This is a genomic window from Caballeronia sp. M23-90 (assembly GCF_053574605.1).
The window spans coordinates 1-903 of sequence record NZ_JBSIPA010000902.1 but is presented as its reverse complement, the minus strand read 5'-3'; the positions used below and the strand labels follow the sequence as shown (position 1 = coordinate 903).

General features: G+C 61.1%; 2 protein-coding genes. One reads left to right on the top strand and one right to left on the bottom strand.

Translation table 11 applies throughout. The features are described from left to right. The first annotated feature begins 172 nt into the window (after positions 1–172). Positions 173–637, top strand: coding sequence for a hypothetical protein (locus tag ACRXB1_RS36860; protein WP_449494881.1), 465 nt, complete (start codon positions 173–175; stop codon positions 635–637). On the opposite strand, the gene ACRXB1_RS36855 is transcribed toward ACRXB1_RS36860, so the two are convergent. Continuing rightward, positions 615–903 (bottom strand): hypothetical protein (locus ACRXB1_RS36855; protein WP_449494880.1); only part of this gene is annotated, 289 nt, incomplete at its 5' end. The genes ACRXB1_RS36860 and ACRXB1_RS36855 overlap by 23 nt on opposite strands.

Below are 903 nucleotides of genomic sequence, written 5' to 3'. Positions count from 1 at the left end.
TGGAAGCCGCGTCTGCGCTCGCCCTACGGGCTCCCTCCAACGCGGCTTCCATCCCAGCGGGCTGCGGTACGGGCTTCACTACAGATTTCATCGGATTGGCCATGAATTGCATCCTGTCTTTGTACTCTAATTGGTCCAAGGCAGGTGTCGCATCTCATATTGGCACGCAGGGGTGCTGGAGGTGCTCGGCAAGCGGCTTGGCAAATACGGGCTGGAGCTTCACCCGGATAAGACCGTCATGGTCGATTTCCGCTACAAGCCGAAGTCCGCGACGGATGAGGACGGCAAGGTGCTGCCGACCAGCTTCAGCTTTCTCGGGTTCACGCATGTATGGGTGAAGTCGAGGAAAGGCCGGCCGATACCTGGACAACTGACAGCGAAGGATCGCATGGCTCGCGCCAAGAAGGCGATCAATCAGCAGTGCCGGGTAATGCGGCACTGGTCGGTCCGGGACCAGCATCAAAAGCTCTGCAGGATGCTAAAGGGCCATTTCGCCTACTTTGGCATCAGTGGTAACTCGAAGCGCATTGGCGGGCTCCGGTTTCATGCCGCCGTCTGCTGGCGCAAGTGGTTATCGCGCAGGTCGTCCAAGAGCCGCATTCCATGGTCTGCCTTCAGCCGAGGCCGAGGAGCGTGAGCCAGTGCGGATGGTCCTGGCCGGTCATCAGTTCGCGCGGACTCTTGCCCTGGCGTTCAGCCCGGCGGCTGCGTACGAAGCGCCGATGATTCAGGAAGAAGCGCAGCAGGTCGAGGTACGGGTTGCCCAGATGACGGCGCAGCGTGAAGTAGTTGCGCAGCCGCGAGTTGAGGTTCTCCACGAGCGAACTGCTGCGCGGCGTGTGTTGCATGACCTGCGCGACCGCCGCGAAGACGGCGTGGAACTGGCCGCCCAGTTTTGATCGA